Genomic DNA, 25,229 nt, shown 5'->3' with positions numbered 1-25,229 from the left:
GGGCTACTTCTTCGGGGGCACCGCCGGCATCCCCAGGAACGGCAGCCGCAGGGCGCCGAACGCCTCCGCCGGGACCGCGGGCTGCTTCGGCTCGACCGCCTGGAGCCGCTCGTAGGGCCGGTCCTGCGCGGGACGCGGGTCCTCCTCGCCCTTGTTGGGCCAGTACGACATCGCCCGCTCGGCCTGTGCGGTGATGGTCAGCGAGGGGTTCACGCCCAGGTTCGCGGAGACCGCGGCGCCGTCGACCACCGAGATGCCCGGGTGGCCGTAGAGCCGGTGGTACGGGTCGATCACGCCGGTCTCCCGGGAGGCGCCGATCGGGCAGCCGCCGAGGAAGTGCGCGGTGAGCGGGGTGCCCATCAGCTCGCCGACGTTGGAGCCCGGGAAGCCGTTGATCGACTCCGCGAGCGCGGTCGCGCCCTCGGTGGCCGCCTTGATCTGCATCGGGTTGGGCGAGCCATGGCCCTGGCGGGCGGTGAGCATGCCCTTGCCGACGCCGTCCGGCTTCAGGTACGTCGTCAGGGAGTTGTCCAGGGACTGCATCACCAGGCCGATGATGGTCTTCTCCGACCAGCGGCGGTTGGACAGCGAGCGCATGATCAGCAGCGGATGCCGGGCGGCGTTGCCCAGCCAGGCCGCGAGGCGGGAAGCGCCCTCCGTGTACGGCACCTGAAGGATCGTCAGGCTGCCCATGGAGTTGGAGCCCTTGCCGTAACGGACCGGCTCGATATGGGTGTTGGCGTCCGGGTGGACGGACGAGGTGATGGCGACCCCGCGGGTGAAGTCGACCTTCTTCTCCCCGGTCGCCTTGCGGTAGCGCCGGTTGTCGGTCTGTGCGCCCACCAGCGCCTCGGAGTTGGTGCGGGTCAACTCGCCCAGCTTCGGCGAGAGATACGGCAGCCTGCCGCCGGCCTTCATGCGGTGCAGCAGGGTCTGGGTGCCGTAGGTGCCCGCGGCGAGGACGACCCGGCGGGCCTTGAAGACGCGGCTCTCGCCCTTCTTCTTCCGGTCCGTCGGAAGGGTCGTGACGGCGTAGCCGCCCTGCGAGTCGTCGGTGACCGACACGACCGTGGTCATGGGGTGGACGACCGCGCCCGCCTTCTCGGCGAGGTAGAGGTAGTTCTCGTTGAGGGTGTTCTTCGCGCCGTGACGGCAGCCCGTCATGCACTCGCCGCACTCGGTGCAGGCCTTGCGGGCCGGGCCCGCGCCACCGAAGTAGGGGTCGTCCACCTGCTGGCCGGGCTTCGCCCTCGTCGCGCCGTCGGCGTCCTCGCCGTCGCCGAAGAACACCCCGACCGGCGCCATGTGGAAGGAGTCCCCGACGCCCATCTTCTGCGCGGCGTCCTTCAGATGGACGTCGGACGGGGTCATCGTCGGGTTGAGCCGCACGCCGAGCATCCGCCGGGCCTGGTCGTAGTACGGCTTCAACTCCTCCTGCCAGTCGGTGATGTCCCGCCACTGCGGGTCGTCGAAGAACGGCTTCGGCGGTACGTAGAGGGTGTTGGCGTAGTTCAGCGATCCGCCGCCCACGCCCGCGCCCGCCAGCACCATGACGTTGCCCAGCAGATGGATGCGCTGGATGCCGAACATGCCGAGCTTCGGGGCCCAGAGGAAGTTCCTCAGGTCCCAGGAGTTCCTGGGCAGGGTCTCCCGGGTGAAGCGGCGGCCCGCTTCCAGGACGCCTACCTTGTAGCCCTTCTCGGTCAGCCGCAGGGCGGTCACCGAACCGCCGAAGCCGGATCCGACGACGAGGACGTCGTAGTCGTAGGCGTCGTTGTCGTAAGCGTCGTTGCTCACGCGCGCTCTCCTCCTGGCCCGACGGCCGATCTAACGGAACCGGAACGCCTTCATGAGCCGCAGGCTCCGGCTCATGAACTGGGCGTACTTCTCGTCATCCATGCCCAGGGACGGTGCCATCGGCAGCAGGCGCTGATGGGCGACCGTCTGGGCCTCGGTGTACTTGAGGATGCCCTCGGAGCCGTGGCGGCGGCCGAGGCCGGAGTCCTTCATGCCGCCCATCGGGGACTGGACGCTGCCGTAGGCGGGCGCGTAGCCCTCGTTGACGTTGACCGTGCCGGTGCGCAGCCGGGCGGCGACCGCGCGGCCGCGGCTGCCGTCCTTCGTCCAGACCGACGAGTTGAGGCCGTAGGGCGTGGCGTTGGCCTGCTCGATCACCTCGTCCTCGGAGGTGAAGCGGTAGATGGAGACGACCGGTCCGAAGGTCTCCTCGGCGCAGATCGCCATGGGTTCCGTCACTCCGTCGAGGATGGTCGGCTCGAAGAAGTAGGGGCCTATGTCCGGGCGGGCGACACCGCCGGCGACGAGCGTCGCGCCCTTGGCGACGGCCTCCTCCACATGCCGGGTGACGGTCTCCAGCTGACGCTCGCCGACCAGGGAGCCCATGTCGGCGCCGTAGGCGAGGGAGCGGCCGAGCCGCATGGCCTTGGTGCGGGCGGCGAAGCGCTCCAGGAAGGCGTCCGCGATCGACTCGTGGACGTACAACCGCTCGATGGAGATGCAGAGCTGGCCCGCGGAGGAGAAGCAGGCGCGTACGGCTCCCGCGGCCGCCTTCTCTATGTCGGCGTCCTCCAGCACCAGCATCGCGTTCTTGCCGCCGAGTTCGAGGGACACGCCGACCAGCCGGGCGGCGGCGCCCTGGGCGACCTCGCGGCCGGTGCGGGTGGAGCCGGTGAAGGAGACGTAGTCGGCGTGGCGGACGACCTCGGGGCCGACGACCGGGCCCTCGCCGAGCACGACCTGGAAGACCTCGGCGGGCAGCCCGGCCTCGATCAGCAGGTCACGGGCCCACAGAGCGGTCAGGCAGGTCTCGGTGTCCGGCTTCATGACGACGGCGTTGCCCGCGACGAAGGCCGGCAGGGCGTCGCCGACCGACAGCTCCAGCGGGTAGTTCCAGGGCGCGATCTGGCCGACGACTCCGCGCGGGTGGCGCAGTTCGGTGACGTGCGTGAGGGAGGGCATGGCACCCGCGTGCCGCTTCGGCTTCAGATAGGCGGCGGCCCTGCGGCCGTAATGGCGGGAGGCGATCGCGACGGCCTGCACCTCCTCATGGGCGTGCAGCCGGGCCTTGCCGGTCTCCAGCTGGATCAGGTCCAGCACCTCGGCCTGGCGGGCCAGCACCAGATCGTGGAAGCGCAGCAGTACGGCGGCGCGCTGCCGTACCGGGGTCTGCGCCCAGATCGCCTGGGCGGCGCGGGCCGCGGCGAACGCCTTCTCCACGTCCTCGGGCGTGGACTCCGGCAGGTCGGCCAGCTTCTCGCCGGTGAACGGCGTGTGGCTGGCGGTACGGCCCGAGCCGACCACGCCCCGGGTCAGCTGGGCGACCAGCTCGGGGGTGACCACGTCGGCGGCGGTGCGGGCGCCCGCCGGGGCGGGGGCGAGGGGGTTCGTGCCGGTCTGAGCCGGGGCCTGCGAGTCCGTCATGACGCGCAGGGTATGCCGCGACGGAGGCTTTGTGTACCCGGCGGTAATGGGGATTCACCGAGTACTCACATCTTGCCAGCGGTCACTGGCAACGAATGCGCTGATCAGGGCGTTGTGGCAATCCTGAGCCGGTCCCGGGCGTCCTTGAAAACCGCCGTGCCCGTCTTCTCCGCCGCCGAGCCCTTGGGCATCTCCACGCGCAGCTCGTACAGGCGGCCGTCGTCGGTGCGGACGAAGAGTTCCATGACGCGGCGGCGCAGCTCGGGCTCGCCATAGGTGCTGTCGGACTGGACGGCGTCCCAGCCGCGGAAGCTGGTGTCGGTGTACTGCGTACGGGCGTCCTCGAAGAACGTCCAGGTCTTCGCGTGCTGCTTCGCCTGGCTCATGGGGGTCCCGGGGGCCTTGTCCCAGAGGGTGAGGCGGACCTGTACGGAGTCGTCCGGGTCCGCGTACTCGACCTGGCGGGGCTGGATGTTCTCGCTGCCCGAGCGGGCGAACTCCTCGTACTCGGCGGGGAGGGCGAGGGTGGCGTGCAGGGGCTTCTCGGAGTGCGCGGTCCAGCCGTCCGTGGGGCTGGGCGTCGGCTTCCGGGCGGCCGTGTTCTCCGTCGCCGCCCCGCTGTCGGGGTCGGTCAGGAAGGCGATGCCCAGCCAGGAGGCGCCGACGAGGAGTCCGCCGAGGAGGGCGAGCGGGAGGGCTCGGCGGTGAAGAGGACGGGCGGTCGCCGGGAGCCGGGGCGGTACGGCGGATATCGGCTCCGCGGCCGTCTCGGGGTCCGGCGCCAGCCGTACCGTCCCGATGTCGTCCCCGAACTCCTCCAGTTCGGCGGCGAGCTGGGCCCCGGGCTCCGCCCGGACCGGCTCACCGGCCACCGCCTCCAGCGCGGCCGCCGTCTCCTCCGCGTCGGGGCGCCCGTCAGGGTCCTTCGTCAGCAACCGGACCAGCAGCGGGCCGAGTTCGCCCGCGCGCTTCGGCTCGGGCGGATCGACGGCGAGGATCGCGGCGAGCGTGGACTCCATCGTCGTACGGCGGAAGGGCGACCAGCCTTCCGTGGCGGCGTAGAGGAGGACGCCGAGGGACCACAGGTCGGAGGCGGGGCCGGCGGTGCGGCCCGACATGCGCTCGGGGGCGATGAACTCCAGGGAGCCGACGAACTCGCCGGTGACGGTGAGGGATTCCTCGCCCTGGACATGGGCGATGCCGAAGTCGGTGAGGACGACCCGGTCGTGCGGCCCGAGCAGCACATTGGCCGGTTTCACATCCCGGTGCACGATGCCCACGGAGTGCGCGGCGCGCAGGGCGCCGAGGACGGCGAGGCCGATCCGGGCGGACTCGGCGGGGTCCAGGGGGCCGCGCCGGAGCAGCTCGTGCAGCGACTCGCCGCGCACCAGCTCCATGACGATCCACGGCAGCCCGTCCTGCTCCTCGGCGACGACGTCGTGGATGGCGACGGCGGAGGGATGCTCGACGCGGGCGGCGGCGCGGGCCTCCCGGTAGAGCCGGTGGGCGGCCCGCTGGAACACCTCGTCCTCGGGGTCGCCGGGCAACCGCGGCTCCTTCACGGCGACTTCGCGCTCGACCAGCTCGTCGAGCGCGCGCCACACCGTGCCCATGCCGCCGGAGCCGATGCGTTCGAGGAGGCGGTAACGCCCGCCCACCACCCGCGCCTTGGAGCCCCGGCCGACCCCGTCTTCACTCATGCCCCATGCCTACCTTGCGCGGCGGGGGCTTCGCCAGTTCAGAGGGTCTTGATCTCCAGGCCGTCGATCACGCCCTTGGCCACCTCTCGGCCCCGCTCGGTGAAGTCGCCCTTGCCCGGGTAGGCGATCGTCACCTTGTACATGTCGCCATCGGACGTCCGGTAGTAGAAGAGCTTCACTTCGCGTGGGCGCGGGTTCTGGGTGTCGTTGGTGACGTAGGTGACCGTGTTCTCGGCCGACTTCTTGCCCTTGTACTGGGTCTGCTCCGGCTTGGTATCGGGGTTCTCGGGCATGCCGAGGTCGTATTCGCCGGTGCTCTTGAACCCCTCGTTGTCGGCGTACATCTGGGCCGCGGCCGAGCCCTTGATGTTGCCCGAGGTGTCGTCCTTCTTCCGGGCCACGTTCACGCCGACCCAGATGGCGCCGCTGAGGTCGGAGTAGCTGACCCAGTTCTTGTCGGTCTCATCCGCGTCCGGCTTGCCCACCTTGTAGTCCTCGGGCACGTTCAGGGTCACGCCGAGTTTCGCGTGGGGTCGCTGCGCCCAGGGGTCCGGCTTCTCCGACTCCCCGAACGGGTCGGCGACCACCACGCCCGCCGCCGCCACGACCACGGCGACGAACGCCGCGGCGATCCCGAAGAGCGCCTTGCGGCTGAGGCGCACCCCGCCGCCGTCGGACGCCGTCCCGAGCTGTACCACCTGCGTGGGCGCGGGCGCCTGCACCGGCGGGTTGACGGCACGGTCCAGCAGCGCGCGCGTCTGCGCGGCGTTCGGACGGTGGGCCGGGTCCTTCTGGAGCAGTCCGGTGATGACCTCGGCGAGCGGGCCCTGCGCGGAGGCGGGCGCGGCCGGGGTGGCGTTGAGGACGGACTGGAGCGTGGCCGGGGTGTTGCTGCGGCGGAACGGCGAGACGCCCTCCGTCGCCGCGTACAGCACCACACCGAGGGACCAGAGGTCGGAGGCCGGGCCGGGGCGCTGGCCCAGCACCCGCTCGGGCGCGATGTACTCGGGCGAGCCGACGAAGCCGCCGGTGTCGGTCAGGTTGGTCTCGCCCTCGATCTGGGCGATGCCGAAGTCGGTGAGCACGACCCGGTCGTGCCGTCCGAGCAGTACGTTGTCCGGTTTCACGTCCCGGTGCAGGATGCCCGCGGCGTGCGCGGCCTCCAGCGCGCCGAGCACTTCAAGGCCGACGCGGGCCGCCTCACGGGCGCCGAGGGTGCCCTCCTGGAGGACGGCGCCCAGCGAGCGGCCCTGCACCAGCTCCATCACGATCCAGGGCTGGCCGTCCACGACCGCGACATCGTGCACGTTCACGACGGACGGGTGGTCCAGGCGGGCGGCGGCGCGGGCCTCGCGGCGCATCCGTTCGAAGGCGTTGGCGCGTTCGCGTTCGGGAAGGTGGTCCGGGATGCGGGGCTCCTTGACGGCCACCTCGCGGTCCACGGTCTCGTCCTTGGCCCGCCACACCGTGCCCATGCCACCGTGCCCGAGCTTGCTCAGCAGGCGGTAGCGACCCGCGATCAGCCGCCCGGCGCCCGGGTCCTGGGCCGCGGGCTGCTGCTGCGGCGGAACGACCTGGGTGGGCGCCGCGTACGGGTTGCCCGGGTGCGGGACACTCTCCGGGTGCGGAACGCCGGCGGGCGGTCTCGGCGGTTGCAGGCCGAAAGACGTCGGCTCGTCCGAGCCGTAAGGGGCTCCCCCGTTGTTGCTCATGTGTCCATCCATATCGCGCCAGGGGGCCCGCAATCCACTTCGAACAGCGTCCGGTCACAGACCCGTGACCCGTGGCGCGGCTTATCTCCCATTTATGGGCGTGCGGACGGACAGCGACGGTGATGCGGTGCCCGTGGGAGAAGCCGACGTACTCGAACTCGTCGAAGCCGAAGCCGAAGCCGAACTCGAACTCGACGGGGAGGGTGGCGGAACGTTTCCGTCGCCCTCCCCGTTCACCAGCAGCGCCACCGCCGACACCCCGGCCACCGCCACCGCGGCGACCAGCACCCCGCTCACCAGCAGCCCCCTGGGCGACCGCCACACCGACGGCAACGGCGCCGGGCCCGGCGGGCGCCCGGTGGCCAGGAAGTCCCGCAACAGCCACTCCGCCCGGTCCGCGTCGAGCCGCCGATGGGGATCCCGCTCCAACAGGCCCCGGACGACCGGCAGCAGGAGCGTGGCCTGCGGGGGCGGCCGTATCTCGTCGAAGACGACCGCGTGCAGGATCCCGCCCAGCGAGTCCCGCCGGAACGGCGATTCACCGCTGACCGCCGTGCACAGCAGCGCGCCCACCGACCACAGGTCGGAGGCGGGACCGGTACCGGCGCCGGACATCCGCTCGGGCGCGGTGTACTCGGGCGAGCCGACGAAGGTGCCGGTCTCGGTGAGGGTGCTGGCGCCCGCGAGCTGGGCGATCCCGAAGTCGGTGAGCACGACCCGGCCGGTCCCGCTGTCGATGAGGACGTTCGCGGGCTTGATGTCACGGTGCAGCACCCCGGCCGCGTGCGCGGTGCGCAGCGCGCTCAGCAGATCGGCGCCGATCCGCGCGGCCTCGGCGGCGTCGACCGGGCCGTAGGCGGAGATCCGGTCGGCGAGGGAACCGCCCTCGATCAACTCCATGACGATGTACGGCCGTTCGGCATGCTCCACGACGTCGTGCACGACGATGATGTGCGGATGGCGCAGCCGCGCGACCGCCCGCGCCTCGCGCAGCGTGCGCTCACGGCGGCGCCGCAGGTCCGCTGGGGACAAAGAACCGGAGTCGGAGTCGTCGAACGGGAACTCCTTGACCGCCACCCGCCGCCCGAGCAGTTGATCGGTGGCCCGCCACACCACGCCCATCCCGCCGCGCCCGATCCGGTCCTCCAGCCGGTAACGCCCCGCGATGACCCGGAAGTTGCCGTCCCCCTGATCCCCATGGGTCGCCATACGCCCCATCATGCCCCGCGGGCGGCCCTCCCCCGCGGCGCTGACCGGCCAACTGTCCTGGTGAACCGACCGGGACCGGAATCAGCCCTCGCGCCAGCTCTGCAGCACCGTCTCGAACCGCTTCTCGGCGTCGGCCCATTCGTCGACGGGAGCGCTCGCGTAGATCGCGTACTCGACGCCGCTGTCGGCGAGGTACATCTCGTCCACGGCCCGGAACGGACCCGCGAACGGCGAGTCCTTCGCGAGCTGGGTCCAGGTGTACTCCAGACGCGAGGCCGGACGGTCGCGATAGAGCTCGCGCTCCAGGCTCACCGTCGTGTAGTCGACCAGCCGCTGCTCCAGCTGCGCGTCCAGGCCGACCTGGTGGTCGTAGGGGTCGTTGTAGTCGGGCGCGGTGTCCATGGCGAACCGCACGAGGTTCTTACCGCCGTCGGGCGAGTAGTCGACCTGCTGGATCGTGCCCGACTTCTGGTAGTTGCTCCGCTCCCAGCCCGCGGGCAGGAAGAGGCTGAAACCCAGGGGGTCCTCGACGGAGACCCAGCCGGCGGGGACATTGCCGCGGGGGGTCCCGCTCGGGCTGTTCTCGGGCGAGGGCGTCGGCGTGGGCGTCGGGCTCGGGGACGTCCGGTCCGGGGACGTCTGGTTCGTCTGCCGCCCCTGGTCCCACTTCTGCAGCGCGACGACCGTACCGCCGCCGACCAGCGCGGCCAGCACCACGACGAGCGCGAGCGTGCGCATACGGCGGCGCTTGGACGGAGCGGCCACGGGGGCGGTGTAAGGCGACTGCGGCGTAGCGGAGTTGTACGGCGCATGCGGGTGGTACGGCGTGTGCGGCGTGGCCGGTGCCGTCTCCGGGGACGTACGGGGTTCGGGCCCGGCCGTCGGATGCGCGTGCTGCGTCGGCACGTACATCTGCGCCGCCTGCGGCCGCCGTCCCTCCGCCGCCTCGGCGAGCATCAGCTCGGCCGCGGCCGCGTCGGGGCGTACCGCGGGGTCCTTGTGCAGCAGCGCGGCGATGACCGGGCCGAGCGGACCGGCGTACGCGGGGTGGCCCGGCTCCTCCTCGACGACCGCCTGCATGGTGGAGAGCGGGGAGGTACGGCGGAACGGCGATCTGCCCTCCACCGCCGTGTACAGGGTGGCACCGAGCGCCCAGAGGTCGGACGCGGGGCCCGGGTCATGGCCGCGGATCCGCTCGGGGGCGAGGTAGTCGACGGAGCCGACGACCTCTCCGGTCCGGGTGATCGTCGTATCGCCCTCGATCTGCGCGATGCCGAAGTCGGTGAGCAGGACCCGGCCGTCGTCGCCGAGGAGGACGTTGCCGGGCTTGACGTCACGGTGCAGCACCCCGGCCAAGTGCGCGGCGCGCAGGGCCCGCAGCACCCACAGGCCGATCCGGGCGGCCTCGCGCGGCTCGACCCGGCCGCGCTCCTTGACCGCGTCGGCCAGCGAGTGGCCCTCGACCAGCTCCATCACGATCCACGGCCGGGCGTCGTGATCGAGCACGTCGTGCACGGTGACGACGGCGGAGTGGTTGATCCGCGCGGCCGCGCGCGCCTCGGCGCGGGTGCGGGCGAGCAATCGCTCCTGGTCGCTGTCGGAGACGAAGTGCGCGGCGGTCAACTCCTTGATCGCGACGGCTCGGTGCAGCACCTCATCGTGCGCACGCCACACCCGGCCCATGCCGCCGCTGCCGATGGCGTCGGCTAGCCGGTAGCGCCCCGCGAGGAGCTGGCCCTGCATCTGATTCACGTTGCCCCGCAATGCTCTTGACAGGGTCAGATTAAGGACCGGGGCACTCCCAGGGAACCTGCGGGGTGGCACAGAGACAGCACTGTGACGGTTGTCGCTTCCGACCCCGGAGCGCAACCATCCGGGCCCCGTCACCCACAGTCGGGGATACCGGTCAGCCGGTCACCTGATAGGTGGCCGACGCCTGCTCGAACAGTCGCGTCACCTCGTCCCGCTCCGCCTCCGGACCGCGCACCTGCACCACGTGGTACCGGTCCCCGATCAGGATCGCGAGATTGCGCACGAACCGCTCCCGCCCCGCGTCGTCGGTCCAGGTGAACTGGCCCTCCGCCATGGTCCGTCCGCCCACCTCGATGGTCTTCAGGCCCGTGGAGGTGGCCCAGCTGGAGTCGCGGTACGGCTGGAGCTCGGGCTGGTCCTCGCGCTGGTAGGCCATGGGGTCGTCGCCGTACTCGGCCGTGGTGTCCCGGCCCGGTACGACGATGAGTTCGAAGTCGCCGTGGGCGTAGACGACCTGGCCGCGGCCGTTCTTCCCGCTGCGGTTCCAGCCGTTGGCGACGGCGACCCGGAAGCCCTCGTCGTCCGTGCGCAGCTCGAAACCGTCGGCGACGTCGGGATCGGTGGTCTGCGACTCCGTCGAACCGGACGACTCCGCGGGGCTCTTGTCCCCTCCGGGCGAGGTCTGGTCGGGCCGCGGCTCGCTGCTGGCCTCCGGCGCCTGGCTGACCTGCCCGGTGGCGCCGGTCCGGTCGGTGTCGTCGCCGCCACCGGCATCGGTGCCGGCCTTCGGCATGAAGAGCATGGCGTACGCGACGGCCCCCGCCATCAGCAGCAGGATCAGCACGAGCAGGGTACGGCCGAGGCTGCGCGGCGAACGGGCCTCCTCACGCGCCCGCTTGTGCCGCCCGTGATGCGCGGGCAGCCCGGCGCGCCTCTTGCGCACCAGCTCACCGCGGCGGCGCACCACCGGCAGCCGGCTGACGTCGACCGGCGGCGCGGCCACGACATGTGCCCCGGCCTCCGGTTCGGGCGCGGACCGCACCAGCGAACGCAGCCAGCCGCGCAACTCCTCGAAGTCCAGCCGCTCGGTCGGGTCCTGCCGCAGCAACGACTCCACCACCGGCCTGAGCGGCCCGCACTCCTCCGCGAACGCGGGCGGCTCGGCGCACACCATCTGCACCAGCTCGGCGGTCGACTCCTCCGGATACGGCGCGTGCCCCTGCACCGCCCGGAACAACAACGCCCCGAGCGCCCACAGGTCGGTGGCCGGTCCGATGGGCGCCGCCAACTGCCAGTTCTCATGCACGGGTCCGGCCTGCTCCGGCGCCCACCGCTCGGTGACGGGTCCCACCACAGCCATCCGGGCCTGCCTGGCCCGCTCGGCGGCGAGGGCGGTGCCGGGGCCGCGGGGGAGGGGGGCGGTGGCGGCCAGGTCGTCCCAGCGGCTGGGGGTGGGGGCGGCGGTGGCGGGGACTGGGGCGCCGGTGGCCGGGACGGGCGTGCCGGGGGCGGGCGTGCCTGTGGCGGGGACGGGCGTGCCGAGGTGTGGGGCGGTGAAGCCGGCGGGTCGGATCTGGCCCGGGACAGGGGCGCCCGTGCCGCGCGGTCCCGCAGGTGCGGTCGGCTGTGCGCCCGGGACGGCCGGGGGCAGGGCGGTGCGGCCGGGGCCGCCGGGGTGCCGGGTGTCGCCCTCCGGCAGTGCGGGGCCGGTGCGGGGCGCGGCGCCGTGCCAGGAGGCGGCGCGGACGCCGTAGGGGTCGGCGATCTGCCCGGGCGGTCCGGCGGCCGGAGCGGCCGGATGCTGCTGGGCGCCGCCGTTGGCGGAGGGGTACGGCGGCTGCACGGCACCGTTCGCCGAGGAGTACGGCGGCTGCTCGGCACCGCTCCCCGAGGGATACGGCGGCTGTGCGGCGCCGTGGGGAGGCGGGGTCGTGCCGTTCGTGTCGGGGGCCGGGCGGGCGCCCGGGAGGGCGGCTCGGCCGTTCTGCTGGGCCTCCTGGACCCGGGCCGCGGCCCTGGCCCCCGCCCGGTACGCGGCGATCGCCCCGGCCCGTGCCGCCCGGATGTCCCCACCGCTCTCCACGGCCCGGCGCGCCGGTACTCCAGCGCCCCCGCCGCCGACGCTCGTACGGCCGCCCGCGTCCGCTCCACCGGCCGGCGGCAGCCCACCCGCCGCCCGAGCCTCGATCGCGGCCCGCCGGGCACCCTCCGGATCCACCTCGACGGAGACGGCGGCGCCGGTGCCCCCGATGCCACCCGGCGCGGCTCCGGGGCCGCCGTGGCCCGCCCCGCCGCCACCGTCCTCCGGCGGTACCGGGTCGTACCCGCACAGCGCCTCTTCCGCCGCCCCCACGGCGAGCCCGGTCAGCATCACCCGGCCGTCGTCGCACACGAGCACGGTCCGCGCGGTGATGTTCCGGTGCACCCAGCCGTGCGCGTGCAGCACCCGCAGCGCCGTCAGCACGTCGGCGGCGACCTCGGCGGCCCGATACGGCGTCAGCGGCCTCTCCGCGAGCAGCGCGGCCAGCGGTCGCGCCGACACCAGCTCACTGACGATCCAGAGCGAACCGCCCTCGGCGAACACGTCGAAGACCTGGTCGAGCCGGGGATGGTCCGGTATCCGCGCGGCCGCCTGAGCCGCCTCCACAGCCCGCCGCACCGCGGGCTCCGTGGGCCGCCGCGTACTCCCCCGCGCCGAGGGCCGGCGCCCCGCACCCCGCTCACGCGCGGTGAACCCGTCCGGCAACCCCTCCGCGTCGAGCACCTCGGCCTCGACGACCTCCGGCAACGGCACCTGCCTGACCAGGACTTCCTGCCCGCTGTAGGTGTCGAAGGCGCGCGTCTCGGTGAGTTCGTACTCGTCGGACGGGGGCAACGGCAGGCGGTAGCGGTCGGCGAGCACCCGACCCGCATAGTCGTCCACGCTGCCTCCCCCGGCCGCCCGGTTGGTCAATTCCGTTCGCCTCGCGTGCGGTTGTGGCCGCATTCCTGGATGCGTACGGTCCGCAAGCACTCACGATACGTGCCGGAGGCAACCCTCCAAGAGGGGATGCCAGATCTCTTCCCCCAAACCGTGACCACTCACCCAACGTGACGGATCAAGCCTTCGGTTCGAAGGACTTCGTCAGCGTCCGCCATGTGTCCTTACGCAGCTCGCTGCCCCAATTGGCGGCTTTCGCCGTGTACATCAGCCCATATCCGAGATCGTCATCGACCACGGCCCCCCGGTCGATGCTCCGGTACTTCGTGCCGCCCTCGACGTAGGTGAACTCCCAGTCGGCCGTGTTCCAGCCCCGGTAGTTCACCGCCTCTATGCGAATCCGCTGGTACTGGGAGCGCAGCATGGCGCCCTCCTGTTTCTCCCAGTCCGCTACCGGGTCGTCCTTCGGCTGGGTGGTCCAACCGATCAGCAGCTTCTGCCCGTTGGGCCCGGTGAACCGGTCACCCGCGTCCCCGCTCGACTGGTACTTCCACCCCTTGGGCAGCCCGATGGAATACCCCTGGCCCCCCTGATGCGTGGTCACCGCACCGCTGTCACCACCGGACGAACCGTCCGACCCGGCCCCGCCGCCACTGGACGCACTGGCCCCACCACTCGGCTCCGCCCCGGACGTCTGCCCCGCCCCGGCCTCGCCCGACGCGGTCGCCTGCCCGTCCGGACGCGTCCCGCCGCTCTCGTCCTCCTTGGTGTCGGCACTGGCACTCGCCTTGGCCGACGCCTTGGCCCCGCCACCGCCGGCCGAGTCCTTGGTGTCGTCCCCGTTGAACGCGAAGGCCAGCACCACACCGATCACGGCCAGCGCCACGACCACGGCGATGATCACCAACGTCCGCCGCGGCACCACATCCGTCAACGGCGCCCTGGGCACCGGCCGAGGCGGCAGATCCGGCAGATCCGGCGGCGTCATCACGGGCCACCCCGAACTCCGCCCACCGGCCTGCCCGCCACCCGCGGCGGCCCCACCCGAAGCAGCACCAGCCGCCGAACCCGAACCGGAACCGGACTCCGCACGCGAACCGGACTCCGAGCCCGCGACCTCCGCGGAACCACCCGACGCCGCACCACCGGACGCCGAACCGCCCGACTTGGCCCGGGCACTCGCCGCCGCGGCGGCCCCGGCCCCGGCCGCGGCCTTCCGCACCGACCGCAGCGCACCCCGAAGCCGTTCCCCGGCCTCCGAGGGAGCATCCGGCTGCGCGGGCAGCGGCACGACCTTCGTCGCGTCCGGCTCCTCCGTCTCCTTGGGCTCGGGCGCATGGATGACGTCGCTCAGCATCGACCGCGCGGCGGCGTCGTCCAGCCGCTTCGCCGGGTCCTTGGTGAGCAGGCCGTAGATGACGTCCTTCAGCGGCCCGGCGTTCTTCGGGTCGCCCAGCGGCTCGGTCATCACCGCGGTCAGCGTCGCGATCGCGGAGCCCTTGTCGTACGGGGGCACACCCTCGACCGACGCGTACAGCAGACCGCCGAGCGACCACAGGTCGGCCGCCGGTCCCGGCTTGTGCCCGCGGGCCCGCTCCGGGGAGATGTAGGAGGGCGCGCCGACGAGCATGCCGGTGGAGGTGATGGACGGGTCGCCCTCGACCTGGGCGATACCGAAGTCGGTGAGCACGACCCGGCCGTCCTCGGCGATCAGCACGTTGGACGGCTTCACGTCCCGGTGCAGGATGCCCTCACGATGCGCCGAGCGCAGCACGTCGAGCACCGCGAGCGCGACCTCCGCCGCACGCCTCGGCTCCAGCAGGCCGTCCTCCCGGATGACCTCGGCCAGCGACTTGCCCTCGACCAGCTCCATCACGATCCAGGGCCGGTCGTCCTCGTCGACCACGTCGAAGACGGTCACCGCGCTGTTGTTGCGGATCCGCGCGATGGCCTTGGCCTCCCGCAGCGTCCGCGTGATCAGTCGGCGCTTCTCGTCCTCGTCGATGCTCGACGGGAACCGCAGCTCCTTCACGGCGACGGTACGGCCGAGGGTTTCGTCCTCGGCACGCCACACTGTGCCCATGCCCCCGCGGCCCAGCACATCTCCCAGCCGGTACCGCCCGGCGAGGAGACGACCGATGTTGTCCTGACGGGATGCCCCCGCCCGCTCCGCCTCCGACATGCGTCCCCTCATGCAACCCGCCCTGACAGAGCCTCCATTGTCTCTCACCCGACAAGTGCCCGACGCCCAGGGTGCCGATGGTGCGCGAGAGCTCCCGCACCCGGAGGCACCCCCACCGGAACAGAGCATTCCGCACCCTGCATGATGGGCTCGACAAGGAGGACCCCATGCCGCCGCTCCGGACCCTACTGGCCGTTCCTGTGGCCCTCTTCCTCCTTGCCCTCTCCCCCTTCCCCTCCCCCACCACCCCCACCGCCACCACGGCAGTCGCAGCCCCGGCCACCACGGCCCCGACCCCGGACGACCTCCTCCCCCTACTGACCCCCGAAGACGGCACCCCCACCACCGCCGCCCTCCTCTCCCGCGACGGCGACCGCGACCGCAACGGTGACGGCGACCGCACCCACTTCGCCCGCACCGGCCCCGGTATCGCCTACGCCGACCACTTCCGGGCGGGCAGCATCACCAAGACCTTCATCGCGACGGTCGTCCTGCAACTGGCCGACGAACATCGGCTGTCGCTCTCCGACACGGTGGAGGAGCATCTACCGGGGCTGGTGCGCGGAGCCGGGAACAACGGGCGGGCGCTGACCCTGCGTGCCCTGCTCACCCACACCAGCGGCCTGTACGACTTCACCGCCGACACCGGGGGCCTGGTCCCCCTCACCCCTCGTCAGGCCGTGCGGCTCGCACTTACCCACCCCCCGTCCGGCCGTGGCCGCTTCGCCTACTCGAACACCAACTACGTCCTGCTCGGCCTGGTCATCGAGCGGGTCACCGGCCGCTCCTACGCCGCCGAGGCCGAACGCCGGCTCATCACTGAGCTGGGTCTGACCGGCACCTCCTTTCCCGGTTCGCGGACTTCCCTGCCCTCCCCGCACGGCCGCGCCTACACCTCGGGCGGGCTGGACGTCACCGAGCTCGACCCGCGGGTGGCCGGAGCTGCGGGTGAGCTGGTGACCACGCTCGCCGATCTGAACCGCTTCTACGCGGCGCTGCTAGGCGGCGAACTGCTGCCCCCGCGCCGGCTGCGCGAGATGCTCGACACCCGCACCGCACACGGCTTGTACGGCATGGGCCTGTTTCCCGTGAAGCTGCCGTGCGGCACCACGGTGTGGGGACACAGCGGGCGCATCTCCGGCAGCTACGTGCGCACCGCGGCCACCGAGGACGGGCGCCGTGTCCTCACCTTCCGGGTGAACACGACCGCGGTGACGGACCCCGGCCTCGAACCCCGGTTGCTCACCGCCGAGTTCTGCCCCCGCACCCGGTAGAACGGCCGGGTTCCGGACAGAGATCCCAGTTCACGACACTCGTTCGAGTGAAGAGCGGACCACCGGACCAGACAGACCCCACCGGTCAGAGCGGCACGATGTCCGGAGCCCCCAGCCGTGCCGCGTCCGCCGTCAGATCGTCCGGCTGGCGCTGGGACTCCCGCTCCGCCTCCACCCGCTTCTCGTAGTGCTCGACCTCGCGCTCGATCTGGTCCTTGTCCCAGCCGAGCACGGGTGCCATCAGCTCGGCCGCCTCGCGGGCGCTGAGCGTGCCGCGGTCGAAGGTCTCGATGGAGATGCGGGTGCGCCGGGTCAGGACGTCGTCCAGGTGCCGTGCGCCCTCGTGCGAGGCGGCGTACACCACCTCGGCGCGCAGATAGTCCTCGGCCGCGCGCAGCGGCTCGCCGAGTGAGGGGTCCGCGGCGACGAGGTCGAGTACCTCCTCGGTGAGCGCGCCGTAGCGGTTCAACAGGTGTTCCACGCGCACCACATGAAGCCCGGTGCGGGCGGCGATGCGCGCCCGCGCGTTCCACAGCGCCCGGTAGCCCTCGGCGCCCAGCAACGGGATGTCCTCGGTGACGCATTCGGCGACGCGCATGTCGAGTCCGTGCACCGCCTCGTCGACCGCGTCCTTGGCCATGACCCGGTAGGTCGTGTACTTGCCGCCCGCCACCACGACGAGGCCCGGCACGGGATGGGCCACGGTGTGCTCGCGGGAGAGCTTGCTGGTGGCGTCGGACTCGCCGGCCAGCAGAGGCCTGAGGCCCGCGTAGACGCCCTGGACGTCGTCGCGGGTGAGCGGCACCGCGAGCACGGAGTTCACATGTTCGAGGATGTAGTCGATGTCCGCGCTGGAGGCGGCCGGGTGTGCCTTGTCGAGGTCCCAGTCGGTGTCCGTGGTGCCGATGATCCAGTGCCGTCCCCAGGGGATGACGAAGAGGACGGACTTCTCGGTGCGGAGGATGAGGCCGGTGATCGAGTGGATGCGGTCCTTGGGCACGACCAGGTGGATGCCCTTGGAGGCGCGGACGTGGAACTGTCCCCGCTCGCCCACCATGGCCTGGGTGTCGTCGGTCCATACGCCGGTGGCGTTCACGATCTGCTTGGCGTGGATCTCGTACTCCCCGCCCGCCTCGACATCCTGCACCCGGGCGCCGACGACGCGTTCGCCCTCGCGCAGGAATCCGGTGACCCGGGCGCGGTTGGCGACCTTGGCGCCGTAGGCGGCGGCGGTGCGGACGAGGGTGGCGACATAGCGGGCGTCGTCCATCTGGGCGTCGTAGTACTGAAGCGCGCCGACGAGGGCGTCCTTCTTCAAGGCGGGGGCGATGCGCAGGGCGTGACGGCGGCTCAGGTGGCGGTGCATGGGCAGGCCCCGGCCGTGGCCGCGTGCCATCGACATGGCGTCGTAGAGGGCGACGCCGGAACCGGCGTAGAGGCGCTCCCAGCCCTGGTGCTGGAGGGGGTAGAGGAACGGGACGGGCTTCACCAGGTGCGGGGCGAGGCGTTCCAGGAGCAGGCCGCGTTCCTTGAGGGCCTCGCGGACGAGGGCGAAGTCGAGCATCTCCAGATAGCGCAGGCCGCCGTGGATCAGCTTGCTGGACCTGCTGGAGGTGCCCGACGCCCAGTCACGCGCCTCGACCAGACCGGTGGACAGGCCCCGGGTCACCGCGTCGAGCGCGGTGCCCGCGCCGACCACGCCGGCTCCCACGACCAGCACGTCCAGCTCGCGCTCGGCCATTGATGCGAGTGACTCGGCGCGCTGCGCCGGCCCCAGTGTCGCTGTCCTCACCGCTGCCTCCCGCTGTAGGTCGCACCGGCCGCTCCCGTGGGGGGCGGCCCGTTCGGATCCCCCATGCCCAAATTCTGACCGGGTTGCCCGACTTCAGCCACCAGTCACCCCCAGCCTGTGGACAACTTTCACGGACCTGTCCGTCGGGTGTCGCCCACTCGCCAGAAAGACACAGGTGATCAATCCCGTATTTCGGTCATATTTACTCCTAGTCTGACATTGCGCTCGCTCATTCTGTCCACCGGGCTTGCGCACCTGTCCCGCTTCGGTTACTGGGAAGGACGGCCCACGCCATGCCCGCAGATCTCGCCGTCATCGGACTCGGCCCGTACGGCCTGCCCCTGGCCCAGGCAGCCGTGGCGGCCGGCATCCCCACGCTCGGGTACCGCACGGGGCCCGAATCAGGCTCCCTCAGCCCCGCCGAACTGCGCCGCATGCTCGCGGCGGGCTTCCGGCACGCCACCAGCCCGGCCGAACTCGGACGGGTGCGCACCGCGGTCATCTGCGCGCCGACCCCGCGCGGGGCGGACGGCGGTCTCGACCTCACCCAGGTGGAGGCCGCCGCCCGTACCCTGGCCGGCCGGATGCGCCCGCACACCACGGTCGTCCTGGAGTCACCGGTCCCGCCCGGCACCACCGAGGAGCTCCTGCGCCCCCTCCTCGAAGAAGGTTCGGGCCTCCGCGCGGGCCGCGATTTCCATCTCGCCTACTCCCCCAGCCGCGTCGACCCCGGCAACCGCGACTTCACCCCCGCCAACACCCCGAAGGTGATCGGCGGTCTCACTCCCGCCTGCACGGAATCGGCCGCCGCCTTCTACGCCCGGCTCACCGACAAGGTGGTACGCGCGCGTGGCCCGCGAGAAGCGGAGACGGTGCAGGTCCTGGAGACCAACTTCCGCCACGTCAACATCGCCCTCGTCAACGAAATGGCCGTCCTCTGCCACGACTTGGGCGTCGACCTCTGGGACGTCATCCGCTGCGCCGAGACCAAGCCCTTCGGCTTCCACGCCTTCCGCCCCGGCCCCGGCGTCGGCGGCCACAGCGTCCCCCAGGATCTGACCGGCCACACCGGCCGCACCCTGCGCATGGTCGAACTCGCCCAGCAGGTCAACCACCAGATGCCCCGTTACGTCGTCCAGCGCGCCGCGACCCTCCTGAACGAGCACGGAAAGTCGGCGCGGGGCGCACGCGTACTGCTCCTCGGAGTCACCTACAAGGCGGACCTCGCCGACCAGCAGTCCACCCCCGCCGAGGAGGTCGCCGTCCGCCTGATGAGCCTCGGCGCCTCCGTCAGCTACCACGACCCCCACATCCCGTCCTGGACCGTCCTGGACCGCCCACTCCCCCGAGCGGACTCCCTGTACGAGGCGGCGGCCGACGCGGACCTGACGATCCTGCTCCAGCAGCATCGGACGTACGACTTGCAGGGGCTGTCGGTGAAGGCGCAACTGCTGCTGGACACGCGGGGGGCTACGCCTACGGGGGCGGCGCACAGGTTGTGAAGAGGGGCGCGCGGGGTTACTGAGCCTCGGGGCTGGTGGCGTGCGGCACCCGGCGCCCGTACTTTGGACACAGGTGGAGCCCACCGCAGAGGTCACTGCGGCAGGCTCCTGGATGGTTCACGGAGTGTCCGCCCCTAGTTTGCGTGGCGGCGGCCGCTCACCAAATCCACCCACTGGGTGGAGCCCACCGCAGCGGTCACTGCGGCAGGCTCCTGGGTGGTGCGCGGAGTGTCCGCCCCTAGGTTGTGTGGGGGCGGCCGCTCACCATCCGGAAATCCGCAAGATCCACCTCCTCCGGCACTTCACCATCCACAGACGGATCCGATCCCAGCGAGTGGGCTTGCGGTGACGTCCCATGGGCGCCCCCTTCCACGACGCCGCCCATTGACCCGGTAGGCGGTCCGTTGGAAATCGGGTCGGGCCCCGAGGAGCGGGGTCCGGAACCAAATCCTTGGAAGGGGGCGCTCCAGCAACCTGGGGCGCCGATACGGACGTTATCGCCCTCGACCCTGCCGACCAGCCCGTATTCGCCCCGAACGCAACCACGCGCCCCCACCACACGCCACGCCGGGCATGCGAAAGGGCCGGTCGCCTCGCCAGGCAACCGGCCCCTTCCGCGTCGTAAGACCTACCGCTGATGCTGCGAATCAGCCACCGTCACCTCGACCCGCTGGAACTCCTTCAGCTCGCTGTACCCGGTCGTGGACATCGCCCGCCGCAGCGCACCGAAGAAGTTCATGGAACCGTCGGGGGTGTGCGACGGGCCCGTCAGGACCTCCTCGATGGTGCCGACCGTGCCGAGGTCGACCTTCTTGCCGCGCGGCAGCTCCTCGTTGACGGCCTCCATGCCCCAGTGGTGGCCGCGGCCCGGCGCGTCGGTCGCGCGGGCCAGCGGGGAGCCCATCATCACGGCGTCCGCGCCGCAGGCGACGGCCTTGGGGAGGTCGCCGGAGAAGCCCACGCCGCCGTCGGCGATCACGTGGACGTACCGGCCGCCGGACTCGTCCATGTAGTCCCGGCGGGCCGCCGCCACGTCGGCGACCGCCGTCGCCATCGGGACACGGATGCCGAGGACGTTGCGCGTGGTGTGCGCGGCGCCGCCGCCGAAGCCGACCAGGACGCCCGCCGCGCCGGTGCGCATCAGGTGCAGGGCTGCGGTGTACGTGGCGCAGCCGCCGACGATCACCGGGACGTCGAGCTCGTAGATGAACTGCTTCAGGTTCAGCGGCTCGTGCGAACCGGAGACATGCTCGGCGGAGACCGTCGTGCCGCGGATGACGAAGATGTCCACGCCCGCGTCGACGACCGCCTTGGAGAACTGGGCGGTGCGCTGCGGGGAGAGCGCGGCGGCCGTGACCACGCCGGAGTCGCGCACCTCCTTGATGCGCTGCCCGATCAGCTCCTCCTTGATAGGGGCCGCGTAGATCTCCTGGAGGCGGCGGGTGGCGGCCTCCGTGGGCAGCTCCGCGATCTCGTCGAGCAGCGGCTGCGGGTCCTCGTACCGCGTCCACAGGCCTTCGAGGTTGAGCACGCCGAGGCCGCCGAGCTCGCCGATGCGGATCGCGGTGGCCGGGGAGACGACCGAGTCCATGGGGGCGGCCAGGAACGGCAGCTCGAAGCGGTAGGCGTCGATCTGCCAGGCGATCGAGACCTCCTTCGGGTCTCGCGTACGGCGGCTCGGGACGACGGCGATGTCGTCGAAGGCGTACGCCCGGCGGCCGCGCTTGCCGCGCCCGATCTCGATCTCAGTCACGTCTGTGGCCTTTCCCTGATGCGTTGCAGCGTCTACCAGTATCGCCGACGGGCACGGCGAGGGCGGCCCCGGAGCATCCCGGGACCGCCCTGAGTGAGACCGGCGACTACTTGCGGCTGTAGTTCGGCGCCTCGACCGTCATCTGAATGTCGTGCGGGTGCGACTCCTTCAGACCCGCCGACGTGATCCGCACGAACCGGCCGTTGGCCTGGAGGTCCGGCACGGTCCGGCCGCCGACGTAGAACATCGACTGGCGCAGACCGCCGACCAGCTGGTGGACGACCGAGGAGAGCGGGCCGCGGTAGGGGACCTGGCCCTCGATGCCCTCGGGCACGAGCTGCTCGTCGGAGGCGACGCCCTCCTGGAAGTAGCGGTCCTTGGAGAACGACTTGCGGTCGCCGCGGGACTGCATGGCACCGAGCGAGCCCATGCCGCGGTACGACTTGAACTGCTTGCCGTTGATGAACATCAGCTCGCCCGGCGACTCCTCGCAGCCCGCGAGCAGCGAGCCGAGCATCACCGTGTCGGCGCCCGCGACCAGGGCCTTGGCGATGTCGCCGGAGTACTGCAGGCCGCCGTCGCCGATGACCGGGACACCGGCCTCCTTGGCGGCGAGGGACGCCTCGTAGATGGCGGTGACCTGCGGGACGCCGATGCCGGCGACGACGCGGGTGGTGCAGATGGAGCCGGGGCCGACGCCGACCTTGATGCCGTCCACACCGGCGTCGATCAGCGCCTGGGCGCCGTCCCTCGTGGCGATGTTGCCGCCGATGACGTCGACGCCGGACGAGTTCGACTTGATCTTGGCGACCATGTCGCCGACCAGCCGGGAGTGGCCGTGCGCGGTGTCCACGACGATGAAGTCGACACCCACCTCGATCAGGGCCTGGGCGCGCTCGAAGGCGTCACCGGCCACGCCGACCGCGGCGCCGACCAGCAGCCGGCCCTCGGCGTCCTTCGCGGCGTTCGGGTACTGCTCCGCCTTGACGAAGTCCTTGACCGTGATCAGGCCCTTGAGGACGCCCGAGTCGTCGACCAGCGGCAGCTTCTCGATCTTGTGCTTGCGCAGCAGCTCCATGGCCTCGACACCGGTGGTGCCGACCTTGCCGGTGACCAGCGGCATCGGCGTCATGACCTCGCGGACACGGCGCGAGCGGTCCGTCTCGAAGGCCATGTCACGGTTGGTGACGATGCCGAGGAGCTTCTTGTCGCCGTCGGTGACGGGGACGCCGCTGATGCGGAACTTGGCGCACAGCGCGTCGGCCTCGGCGAGGGTCGCGTCCGGGTGCACGGTGATCGGGTCGGCCACCATGCCGGACTCGGAGCGCTTGACCAGGTCGACCTGATTGGCCTGGTCCTCGATGGAGAGATTGCGGTGCAGCACGCCGACGCCGCCCTGGCGGGCCATCGCGATCGCCATCCGCGACTCGGTGACCTTGTCCATGGCGGCGGACAGCAGCGGGATGTTCACCCGCACGTTCTTGGAGACGTACGAGGCGGTGTCGATCTCGTCGGGCGCCATGTCCGACGCGCCCGGCAGCAGCAGCACATCGTCGTAGGTCAGCCCGAGTGTCGCGAATTTGGCGGGCACTCCGTCGACGTTGGCAGTCATGACACCTTCCCCAAATGGCCTTGATCGGTGCGGATGTCCATGCTAACGGGAAGCGGGGGTAGCAAATTCCACGGTTCCGGGTACCCCCGGGCTTCGTATGTTCGTACGGAGTGAAGGCGGCGCCTGTTCAGCAAAGGCCGGTTACTGCTCCGCGAGGGCCCGGAGCCTGCTCAGTGCCCGGTGCTGGGCCACGCGCACCGCTCCGGGTGACATTCCCAACATCTGACCCGTCTCTTCCGCGGTCAACCCCACGGCGATGCGCAGCAGCAGCAGCTCGCGCTGGTTCTCCGGCAGGTTGGCCAGCAGTTTCTTCGCCCACTCGGCGTCGCTGCTGAGCAGGGCGCGCTCCTCGGGGCCGAGGGAGTCGTCGGGGCGCTCCGGCATCTCGTCGGAGGGCACGGCCGTGGATCCGGGGTGGCGCATGGCCGCGCGCTGCAGGTCGGCGACCTTGTGCGCGGCGATCGCGAAGACGAACGCCTCGAAGGGGCGGCCGGTGTCGCGGTAGCGCGGCAGGGCGAGCAGGACGGCTACGCAGACCTCCTGCGCGAGGTCCTCCACGAAGTGCCGGGCGTCGCCCGGGAGCCGGGAGAGCCGGGTGCGGCAGTAGCGCAGAGCAAGAGGGTGGACATGGGCGAGCAGGTCATGCGTGGCCTGCTCGTCCCCGTCGACGGCGCGATGGACGAGTGCACCGATCGCCCCTGCGGCTTTGGCCGCCTCGTCGTCGCGCATCGGTCCATGGTGCCTTGCGGCGTCGCGGTCCGTTGCACCGCGTCCATGGTTGTGCACCGAAGCGTTATGAGCAGGTGCGCCGGAACTCATCTCCTGCGCCCTCCCCTTCCGCTCGACCGACTCGTCCCCGAGAGACTCCACATCTCCAAGGATGCGGCATCCGCGCCGAAACGGGCACCCGCGCCCCGACAGGGGCGCGGGGCAGCATCCCTATGCGGCTCCGCCGCGTGGGCGCGACCAGCCACAAAACGACCCGCACACAGCCACGGCCCGCAGGACCGAGCTCTTAGCGGACCAAACCCCACCGGAACCCGAGCGCCACAGCGTGCGCCCGGTCCGAAGCACCGAGCTTCTTGAACAACCGGCGCGCATGGGTCTTGACCGTGTCCTCGGAGAGGAACAGCTCGCGCCCGATCTCCGCGTTGGAGCGACCGTGGCTCATTCCTTCGAGCACCTGGATCTCACGCGCGGTGAGCGTCGGCGCCGCGCCCATCTCGGCGGAGCGCAGCCGCCGCGGGGCGAGCCGCCAGGTCGGGTCGGCGAGCGCCTGTGTCACCGTGGCCCGCAGCTCCGCGCGCGAGGCGTCCTTGTGCAGATAGCCGCGGGCACCGGCGGCGACCGCGAGGGCCACGCCGTCCAGGTCCTCGGCGACGGTGAGCATGATGATGCGCGCACCGGGGTCGGCGGACAGCAGTCGCCGGACGGTCTCGACGCCGCCCAGGCCGGGCATGCGCACGTCCATCAGGATCAGGTCGGAGCGGTCGGCGCCCCAGCGGCGGAGGACTTCCTCGCCGTTGGCCGCCGTCGTCACACGCTCGACGCCCGGCACGGTCGCCACCGCACGGCGGAGCGCCTCTCGGGCAAGCGGGGAGTCGTCGCAGACGAGGACGGATGTCATGGCCGCCCTCCGCAGCTGATGCACGTCACCTTGAGCCTCCAGGCTGGTACGAATCGTCACCTGTGCGGTCGACCGTCTCGGACGCCTGCCCGAGCGCTTGTTCTTTCAACCGCCTCCGCACTCTCAACGACGGTCACTCGAAAGAGTTACGGGGCCGTGCGTCGTCTTCGGCACTCTACGTGAGGGGGCGGACACGGTGCAGACATGCACGGCAGACCCTCAAGCTTTCATCACAAGCCATGCCCCATTCGGCCCTTTTTCTTCCCTTTTGCTGGTGTCTGAGGCTAGATTCGCAATGAGTCATATTTTCATCTCCTTAGATCGTAGTTGTACGGTCGTGGACACCGTATCCGCCCAGAACGGCTACAAGGGGTCACGTAATGGCAGATTTCTCCCGCCTTCCCGGACCGAACGCGGACCTGTGGGACTGGCAGCTCCTGGCTGCCTGTCGCGGGGTGGACAGCTCGCTCTTCTTCCATCCTGAGGGCGAGCGCGGTGCGGCTCGGAGCGCACGCGAGAACTCGGCCAAGGAGGTCTGCATGAGGTGCCCGGTTCGTGCCCAGTGCGCGGCGCACGCGCTCGCGGTGCGTGAACCGTACGGCGTGTGGGGCGGCTTGACCGAGGACGAGCGCGAAGAGCTCATGGGGCGGGCGCGTCACCGGCTGGTGGCGGCATCGGCCGGCGGCGGCGAGGCCGCCTCGAACAACTGAAGTAACGTTTCTTCAACTCGGGGCACGCTCACGCGTGCCCTTA

General features: G+C 71.5%; 16 protein-coding genes. 3 read left to right on the top strand and 13 right to left on the bottom strand.

The window, feature by feature from the left end; genetic code table 11:
- Positions 1-3 precede the first annotated feature (3 nt).
- The 8 genes from STRCI_RS24645 to STRCI_RS24610 all read right to left on the bottom strand — a co-directional run bounded on the left by STRCI_RS24645 (position 4) and on the right by STRCI_RS24610 (position 14,916).
- Positions 4-1,797: a GMC family oxidoreductase N-terminal domain-containing protein gene (locus STRCI_RS24645; RefSeq protein WP_269661129.1), complete on the bottom strand. Its 1,794-nt coding sequence runs from the start codon at positions 1,795-1,797 to the stop codon at positions 4-6.
- Between the two features lie 30 nt (positions 1,798-1,827).
- Positions 1,828-3,441: a succinic semialdehyde dehydrogenase gene (locus tag STRCI_RS24640; protein ID WP_269661128.1), complete on the bottom strand. Its 1,614-nt coding sequence runs from the start codon at positions 3,439-3,441 to the stop codon at positions 1,828-1,830.
- Positions 3,442-3,545: 104 nt separating this feature from the next.
- Positions 3,546-5,141 (bottom strand): serine/threonine-protein kinase, encoded by a 1,596-nt coding sequence (locus STRCI_RS24635; protein ID WP_269661127.1) that lies wholly within the window; start codon positions 5,139-5,141, stop codon positions 3,546-3,548.
- Between the two features lie 38 nt (positions 5,142-5,179).
- Positions 5,180-6,853 carry a serine/threonine-protein kinase gene (locus STRCI_RS24630; RefSeq protein WP_269661126.1) on the bottom strand — a complete coding sequence of 558 codons (1,674 nt, stop codon included), beginning with the start codon at positions 6,851-6,853 and terminating at the stop codon, positions 5,180-5,182.
- A gap of 81 nt (positions 6,854-6,934) precedes the next feature.
- The gene (locus STRCI_RS24625) at positions 6,935-8,062 is read right to left on the bottom strand and encodes a serine/threonine-protein kinase (protein WP_269661125.1); all 1,128 of its coding nucleotides are present in this window, start codon (positions 8,060-8,062) and stop codon (positions 6,935-6,937) included.
- An 81-nt stretch (positions 8,063-8,143) separates the two neighbouring features.
- Complete coding sequence (locus tag STRCI_RS24620; protein ID WP_269661124.1) at positions 8,144-9,805, bottom strand: serine/threonine-protein kinase; 1,662 nt, start codon at positions 9,803-9,805, stop codon at positions 8,144-8,146.
- A gap of 163 nt (positions 9,806-9,968) precedes the next feature.
- Entirely contained in the window at positions 9,969-12,737 is a 2,769-nt protein-coding gene (locus STRCI_RS24615) for a protein kinase (protein ID WP_269661123.1), read from the bottom strand.
- Between the two features lie 175 nt (positions 12,738-12,912).
- The gene (locus STRCI_RS24610) at positions 12,913-14,916 is read right to left on the bottom strand and encodes a serine/threonine-protein kinase (protein WP_269664630.1); all 2,004 of its coding nucleotides are present in this window, start codon (positions 14,914-14,916) and stop codon (positions 12,913-12,915) included.
- 167 nt (positions 14,917-15,083) lie between these two features.
- Here STRCI_RS24610 and STRCI_RS24605 point away from each other — a divergent pair, with 167 nt between their 5' ends.
- Complete coding sequence (locus STRCI_RS24605; RefSeq protein ID WP_269661122.1) at positions 15,084-16,190, top strand: serine hydrolase domain-containing protein; 1,107 nt, start codon at positions 15,084-15,086, stop codon at positions 16,188-16,190.
- Positions 16,191-16,275: 85 nt separating this feature from the next.
- Here the strand turns inward: STRCI_RS24605 and STRCI_RS24600 are convergent, their stop codons facing one another.
- Positions 16,276-17,982, bottom strand: a complete 1,707-nt coding sequence (locus STRCI_RS24600; protein ID WP_269661121.1) for a glycerol-3-phosphate dehydrogenase/oxidase — start codon at positions 17,980-17,982, stop codon at positions 16,276-16,278.
- A gap of 293 nt (positions 17,983-18,275) precedes the next feature.
- On the opposite strand from STRCI_RS24600, the gene STRCI_RS24595 reads away from it, so the two are divergent.
- Positions 18,276-19,484 carry a nucleotide sugar dehydrogenase gene (locus STRCI_RS24595; RefSeq protein ID WP_269661120.1) on the top strand — a complete coding sequence of 403 codons (1,209 nt, stop codon included), beginning with the start codon at positions 18,276-18,278 and terminating at the stop codon, positions 19,482-19,484.
- Positions 19,485-20,112: 628 nt separating this feature from the next.
- Here the strand turns inward: STRCI_RS24595 and STRCI_RS24590 are convergent.
- From STRCI_RS24590 to STRCI_RS24575, 4 genes are all read right to left on the bottom strand, one after another.
- Positions 20,113-21,237: a GuaB3 family IMP dehydrogenase-related protein gene (locus STRCI_RS24590; protein WP_269661119.1), complete on the bottom strand. Its 1,125-nt coding sequence runs from the start codon at positions 21,235-21,237 to the stop codon at positions 20,113-20,115.
- A 106-nt stretch (positions 21,238-21,343) separates the two neighbouring features.
- Positions 21,344-22,849 (bottom strand): IMP dehydrogenase, encoded by a 1,506-nt coding sequence (gene guaB, locus STRCI_RS24585; protein WP_269661118.1) that lies wholly within the window; start codon positions 22,847-22,849, stop codon positions 21,344-21,346.
- Positions 22,850-22,990: 141 nt separating this feature from the next.
- Complete coding sequence (locus tag STRCI_RS24580; protein ID WP_190072542.1) at positions 22,991-23,578, bottom strand: sigma-70 family RNA polymerase sigma factor; 588 nt, start codon at positions 23,576-23,578, stop codon at positions 22,991-22,993.
- 286 nt (positions 23,579-23,864) lie between these two features.
- Positions 23,865-24,476, bottom strand: coding sequence for a response regulator transcription factor (locus STRCI_RS24575; protein ID WP_003948568.1), 612 nt, complete (start codon positions 24,474-24,476; stop codon positions 23,865-23,867).
- Between the two features lie 380 nt (positions 24,477-24,856).
- Between STRCI_RS24575 and STRCI_RS24570 the strand changes: the two genes are divergently transcribed.
- Complete coding sequence (locus tag STRCI_RS24570) at positions 24,857-25,186, top strand: WhiB family transcriptional regulator (RefSeq protein WP_269661117.1); 330 nt, start codon at positions 24,857-24,859, stop codon at positions 25,184-25,186.
- Positions 25,187-25,229: the final 43 nt, after the last annotated feature.

Source organism: Streptomyces cinnabarinus (genome assembly GCF_027270315.1).
GTDB lineage: Bacteria > Actinomycetota > Actinomycetes > Streptomycetales > Streptomycetaceae > Streptomyces > Streptomyces cinnabarinus.
Note: the sequence above shows the minus strand (reverse complement) of the source record. Positions and strands in the feature narration are given on the sequence as shown.